The 5,747-nt window shown below is 70.3% G+C and carries 5 protein-coding genes, 1 pseudogene and 1 riboswitch; of the genes and pseudogenes, 3 read left to right on the top strand and 3 right to left on the bottom strand.

What is annotated here, in order from left to right; all coding sequences use genetic code 11:
* Nucleotides 1-322: 322 nt before the first annotated feature.
* The 3 genes from FW784_RS11990 (at nt 323) to btuB (ending at nt 3,511) form a co-directional block, all read left to right on the top strand.
* On the top strand, nt 323-811 hold the full coding sequence (locus FW784_RS11990) for a GAF domain-containing protein (protein WP_149353576.1): 489 nt from the start codon (nt 323-325) through the stop codon (nt 809-811).
* A gap of 1 nt (nt 812) precedes the next feature.
* Nucleotides 813-1,181, top strand: a complete 369-nt coding sequence (locus FW784_RS11995) for a TfoX/Sxy family protein (protein ID WP_149353577.1) — start codon at nt 813-815, stop codon at nt 1,179-1,181.
* A gap of 171 nt (nt 1,182-1,352) precedes the next feature.
* Nucleotides 1,353-1,573: riboswitch (cobalamin riboswitch) on the top strand.
* A 114-nt stretch (nt 1,574-1,687) separates the two neighbouring features.
* Nucleotides 1,688-3,511, top strand: coding sequence for a TonB-dependent vitamin B12 receptor (gene btuB, locus FW784_RS12000; RefSeq protein ID WP_149353578.1), 1,824 nt, complete (start codon nt 1,688-1,690; stop codon nt 3,509-3,511).
* Nucleotides 3,512-3,556: 45 nt separating this feature from the next.
* Here the strand turns inward: btuB and FW784_RS12005 are convergent, their stop codons facing one another.
* From FW784_RS12005 to FW784_RS12015, 3 genes and pseudogenes are all read right to left on the bottom strand, one after another.
* Nucleotides 3,557-4,054 carry a hypothetical protein gene (locus tag FW784_RS12005; protein WP_235893671.1) on the bottom strand — a complete coding sequence of 166 codons (498 nt, stop codon included), beginning with the start codon at nt 4,052-4,054 and terminating at the stop codon, nt 3,557-3,559.
* A 128-nt stretch (nt 4,055-4,182) separates the two neighbouring features.
* Nucleotides 4,183-4,566: a GtrA family protein gene (locus FW784_RS12010; protein ID WP_149353579.1), complete on the bottom strand. Its 384-nt coding sequence runs from the start codon at nt 4,564-4,566 to the stop codon at nt 4,183-4,185.
* Nucleotides 4,563-5,747 (bottom strand): annotated as a pseudogene (locus FW784_RS12015) (hypothetical protein); the annotation flags it as partial. The gene FW784_RS12010 and the pseudogene FW784_RS12015, both read right to left, overlap by 4 nt.

Genomic DNA, 5,747 nt, shown 5'->3' on the forward strand with positions numbered 1-5,747 from the left:
GGGCCGCCCGGGCCCATGCCCTGCGCGGGCGCGCCGGCCTTGCCGCAGCCGGCCAACGCGAGACTGAGGGCGCCGGTGGCGACTAGAAGGCGCGGGATGCGGATCATCGGAAGCTCCGGTGGAGGGAACGGTCGCGATGCGCCGGCCCGGCATTTGTGCACCGCGGAGTATAGCTATTGGACTGACCCCGACACGGGCGGAAAGTCATGCCGGGCGGGCAGCGGCCCTGCGCGGACTGCCCGGTCGATGCCGCGCCGACCTGGGCCGGTCCGTCCCACGGGCGCGATCCGGAGCGCCGCCGTGCACAGGCTAGACTCCGCGCATGACCTTCATCGCTTCCACGCTCAGCGGCAGCAAGCCCGAGCAGTACGCGCAGCTTCTGCAGCAGGTGCACGGCATGCTCCACGGCGAACGCGACCGCATCGCCAACGCCGCCAACCTGTCCGCCCTCGTGTACCACGCTCTGCCGTCGCTCAACTGGACGGGCTTCTATCTGTACGACGGCTCGGAACTCGTGGTCGGCCCGTTCCAGGGGCTGCCAGCCTGCGTGCGGATCCCCCTCGACAAGGGCGTGTGCGGCGCAGCGGCCAGCACGCGACGGACCCAGCGCGTCGCCGACGTGCACGCGTTCCCGGGCCACATCGCCTGTGATTCGGCTTCGCGCTCGGAACTGGTCGTGCCGCTCGTCGCGCCGGACGGTTCGCTGATCGGCGTGTTCGACCTCGACAGCCCCGAGCCCGATCGTTTCGATGCCGATGACCAGTCGGGCCTCGAGGCGATCGCGCGCGCTTTCGTCGATTCACTCGGCTGACATGGACGCCGCGCCCAAGCCCCTCGCGATCGGCGGCAAGTCGGCGGCGTGGCTGCGCCAGGTCGGCATCCGCACGCTCGACGACGTGGCGGCGGTCGGCGCGCTCGAGGCCTACATGCGCGTGAAGCGTGCCGGCTTCAAGCCGAGCCTCAACCTGCTCTATGCGCTCGAAGGCGTGCTGGTGGGCTGCCACTGGCAGCAGGTCGACCTGCAACGCCGCACCGAACTCGCGGCGCAGGCGCACGACGCGATCGCGCTGTTGCCTTCGTCGCGTCGCGGCCCGCCGCCGTCGGTCGTGACCACGACGATGATGGGCGATGCGCCCGATGCGGCACCCACCGCCGACGCACCGGACGTGTTGTCGTTCTGACAGTCTGTTGACCGCGGTCGATTCGTGCCGAGCAGCGCGGCGTGCCTTCCACATCCGCGCGATGTCTAGAGCCGGCATGCGTGTTGGGCGTTCTCCGGCACCCGGGCGCGCCCTGCACCGACGGGCTTGCATGGCCACGCATGCGGCCGCACGCCGCCCCGCTTTCCCGTAGACTTCGCGCCGCTTCTGGGTGACCCGCTGCCGTCCGGCATCGGGTTGAAACGGGAAGCCGGTGACGCGCGATCGATGCGCCATTCCGGCACTGCCCCCGCAACGGTAAGCGAGCAAAGCCGCGGCATCGGCCACTGTGATTCGTCACGGGAAGGCGCCAAGGCGGGATGCAACCGCATCCGCTCGCGAGTCCGGAGACCGGCCCCGAAGCCTGACTGGTTGCGATGCGGAGGGCATCGCGCGGCTCGCGGCGCGTGCGCCGTCGTCGCGCTTCGCCTTCTCCACGCGACTTCCTTCCCTGCACGGCGTGGGGCCGTGCGCGCTGGAGATTTCCGATGACGTTTCGCGTTCTTTCCGTGGCCGTGCTGGCCACGCTCGCTTTTCCCGCATCCGCAAGCGACACCGACACGCTCGACAAGGTCGTGGTGACCGCCAACCGCGCGCCGGTCGCCGTGCGCGACGTACTGGCTCCGGTCGAAGTCATCGACCGCGACGAAATCGAGCGCAGCCAGGCGCGCTCATTGCCCGACCTGTTGCGTGGCCGCGCCGGCATTTCGATCGGCAACCAGGGCGGGCTCGGCAAGCTCACCACGCTGTTCGTGCGCGGCAGCGAGTCCGACCACGTGCTGGTGCTCGTCGACGGCGTGCGCATGGGCTCGGCGACGTCCGGCCTGGTGTCGTTCCAGGACATTCCCGTCGAACTGATCGATCGCATCGAGATCGTGCGTGGGCCGCGCTCCAGCCTCTACGACAGCGAGGCGATCGGCGGCGTCATCCAGATCTTCACCCGACGCGATTCCTCCGCGCTCGCGCCGCGTTTCAGCATCGGCGCGGGCAGCCGTGACACGTACGAGGCGAGCGCCGGCGTCGGCGGCAAGGTCGGCCGCGGCTGGTTCGGCGCCGACTATTCGCGCCAGCAGACCGGCGGCTACGACGCCTGCCGCGGCTCGCTCACCGGCGGCTGCTTCGCCAACGAGCCGGACCGCGACGGCTACACGCGCGACGCCGCGTCGCTGCGCGGCGGCGTGAGGCTGTCGGATGCGTGGGCGGTCGACGCCAACGTGCTGCGCGCGCAGGGCGACAACAGGTACGACGGCTATTTCAATCGCTCGAAGGTGCTGCAGCAGGTGTCCGGCGCGGGCGCGGCGTGGACCCCGTCATCGAAGGCGTCGTTGAAGCTGCAGGTCGGGCGCGACCGCGACGCCTCGGACAACTATCACGATGCCGCCTTCATCGGCGCCTTCGACACCCATCGCGACACCGCGACGCTGCAGGGCGATTTCAGCCTCGCCGCAGCACACCGGCTGAGCGCCGGCCTCGAATGGCAGCGCGACAGCGTCGACAGCGATACGGCCTACGTGCTGACGCGGCGCATCGATCGCGCCGGTTACCTGCAGTACCTCGGCGACTTCGGCCGCATCGACCTCGAAGCCAGCGCACGCCACGACGACAACGAACAATTCGGCGGCCACTCGACGGGCAACATCGCGGTCGGCGCCGACATCGCACCGGCATGGCGCCTCACCGCGGGCGCCGGCACCGCGTTCAAGTCGCCGACATTCAACGAGCTCTACTACCCGTTCGGCTTCGGCAATCCCGGCCTGCGTCCCGAACGTTCGCGGAGCGTGGAAGCCGGTATCGCGTGGGCGCCGGGGGCCGACGCCGGCTTGCGGCTGGACGTCTACCGCACCCATGTCGACGACCTGATCGCCTACAGCTCGAGCACGTTCCGTCCGGAGAACATCCAGCGCGCGCGGCTGAGCGGCGCCGAGCTGTCCGGGCACGCGACGGTCGCCGGCTGGATCGCCAACGGAAGCATCAGCCGCGTCGAACCGCAGAACCGCACCGGCGCGGTCACGACGCAACTGCCGCGCCGCGCGACCGCGAGTGCACGCGTCGACCTCGATCGTGCGTTCGGCGCATTCCGCCTCGGCATCACCGCGAGCGGGGAAGCCGCGCGCTACGACGACCTCGCCAACCTGCGTCGGCTGGGCGGCTTCGGCACCGTCGACCTGCGCGGCGAGTACGCGTTCAACGCCGACTGGCGCGTGCAGGCGCGCGTCGAGAACCTGTTCGATCGCCGCTACGAAACCGTGGAGTTCTATCGCCAGCCCACGCGCGGCCTGTTCGTGACGCTGCGCTACGCACCGTCGCGCTGATCGGCGACGCCATGGGGACGCCGGCGTCGTGCCGGCGTCCCGGTTTCAGTGCCGGCCCGGAGCGGGCACGAGCCGTGCCATCCGCGCGTAGTCGACCGGCACGCCGACCATGTCCGGACGAACCGCACGCAGCGTGCAGACGAGCTCGCCGTAACTCTGCGCGAGCTCGCCGAACAGCGCGGCATACGCGGTGCGACCCGCCTCGGCAATGCCGAGATACGCGCTGCGACCGAGATCGATGAAGTAGCGGACGCTGACGCTGCGTCGCTCGGCCTGCGCGGGATAAAGGCCCGCGATCAGCAGGCAATGGTCGCCGACGTCGCGCAATGCGTCGTCGCGCATCGCGCCGGTGTGCGATTGCGCCTGCAACCATTCGAGTGCCTGCGCGCGCGCAAGCAACTGTCCGTCGAGCTGGTGGCGCAGCAGCATGAAGACGAGGTAGCTCTCGCGAGTTTCGTCGAGCGGACAGCCCGCGCGCTCCCCTGCCTCATGCACCAGCGCCTGCCACAACCCGGCCGGCGCCCCGTGGCGTACCTGGTCCATCGCCCCCTCCTGCGCTGCCGTGACACCATTGCCCCGGCGATCGGCGTGCCTGAGGCCGACCTGATTTCATTTAACGCCCGCGCGATGGGCGACGCCACACGCGCGCGCAGCGAAACGCGAAGCGCGTCTCAGCGCCGATATACCCAGTGTCGCGAAAGCAGGAACCCGACCACGCCGAGCACGCCTTCGACTGCGGGCTTTGCGAGCCATGCCCAGTGCAGGCCCACCACGTGATCGATCATCCCGAGCGACCAGGTGCTGACGATCGTGGTCGCCACCCACATCACGACATAGCGCGTGAACTGCGTGCCGCCGAGCGCCGCCTCGGCGTCGCGGAAGGTGAACCGGCCATTCATGCGGAAGCCGAGCATCGCACCGGCGATGCGCCCGAGCACGTTGGCCGGTTCAATCCCCATGCCGGCGTGGCTGAGCGCGACCACGACGGCCCAGTCGACGACCCATTGCACGATTCCGATCGTCAGGTAGGCGCGGCTCTGGCGGCTCAGGCTCATGGATGCGTTGCGGGCAAAATGGCCCAGCACTTTACCGGGCCGCGGGTCAGAACGACGTGGGCGCCGACCCGGGCGAGGCCCGCCAGGCGCGCCGGCGTGGCATCGGGCCCGCGCAGCAGCACTAGATCGATGTGCCAGGCACCCAACAGTGCGGCCCAGGCGGCACCGGTCGGATCGCGGTCTGCGGCGGCCGCGGCGGCGTGCATTCGGGGCGCGTACCAGCTGGTGGTGCGCCCGAGACCCGCCAGTTCGGCGTGTGTCGCGTGGCCGAGGTCGAGCACGGTCGCCGTCGGCATCGTGTTGCGCACCTGTTCGATCACGAGGCGCTCGGGCGCGTACTCCTCGAACAGCGGGGCGTCGGTGCCACCCGCCAGCAGCGCGCGCTTGATCCCGCCGGTGTGCAGCAGCCAGCCCGCGTTGGCCTGGAAGGCGAGGTCCAAGGCGCAGAGCAGGCCAAGCACCAGCGCGGCTCGGCGCACTGGATAAAGGCGCGCCATGGTCGCCACCGCGACCGGCACGCTCAGCACGAGGCCGGGCACCAGGTAGCGCGCGTACGCAAGCACCGCCATGGGTGCGATCACCGCGACGAGCGCGCACAGCATCGGCACGCGGGTACGCGCAGACATCAGTGCCGCGGCCGCGACGCCGGCGAATGCGACCAGCAACACGCCCAGGCCGCCGTCCCAGCCCTCCAGGTGGTGGTGGGTAAGGAACGTCATCGACCACGGGAGCGGGATGCCGGGGACCGATCGCCAGCGCGCGTCGGCAAAGTCGACAGGCGTGAAGCACGGCGAACGGAACGTGGCATTGAACAGCGGGAGCAGCGGATTGCCGCAGGTCGTCCACGCATAGGCGTAGCTGGCGCCGCCGACGAACACGAACGCCGCCAGCGCCCAGACCGCGCGTGACGCGGGAAGGCCGCGCGCCGAACGTATCGCGGCGAACGCGACCAGCCCGATCGCGGCGGGCAGATGGACGGCCTTGAGCCCGCCGAGAAAGCCCGCGAGCACGGCCACCGCGATCCAGCCATTGCGCCCCGGGGCCAGCGCCACGGCGAGCAACGCCAGCATCGTGGCGGCCGCAGGAAGCTCGGTCTGCATGCCGCAATTGAAGAAGAAGTCGTATCGCGCGCTGCTCGCGCCGATGCAGCTCGAACTGGTGGCTTTGGCGCAGTGGCTCGC

Origin of the sequence: Cognatilysobacter lacus, assembly GCF_008274655.1 — a bacterium.
In the GTDB taxonomy this organism is placed as follows: domain Bacteria; phylum Pseudomonadota; class Gammaproteobacteria; order Xanthomonadales; family Xanthomonadaceae; genus Cognatilysobacter; species Cognatilysobacter lacus.

Excerpts from the sequence above, each read along its gene's own strand:
- FW784_RS11990 (WP_149353576.1), top strand. The coding sequence starts at position 323 with ATGACCTTCATCGCTTCCACGCTCAGCGGCAGCAAGCCCGAGCAGTAC.
- FW784_RS11995 (WP_149353577.1), top strand. The coding sequence starts at position 813 with ATGGACGCCGCGCCCAAGCCCCTCGCGATCGGCGGCAAGTCGGCGGCG.
- btuB (WP_149353578.1), top strand. The coding sequence starts at position 1,688 with ATGACGTTTCGCGTTCTTTCCGTGGCCGTGCTGGCCACGCTCGCTTTT.
- FW784_RS12005 (WP_235893671.1), bottom strand. The coding sequence starts at position 4,054 with ATGGACCAGGTACGCCACGGGGCGCCGGCCGGGTTGTGGCAGGCGCTG.
- FW784_RS12010 (WP_149353579.1), bottom strand. The coding sequence starts at position 4,566 with ATGAGCCTGAGCCGCCAGAGCCGCGCCTACCTGACGATCGGAATCGTG.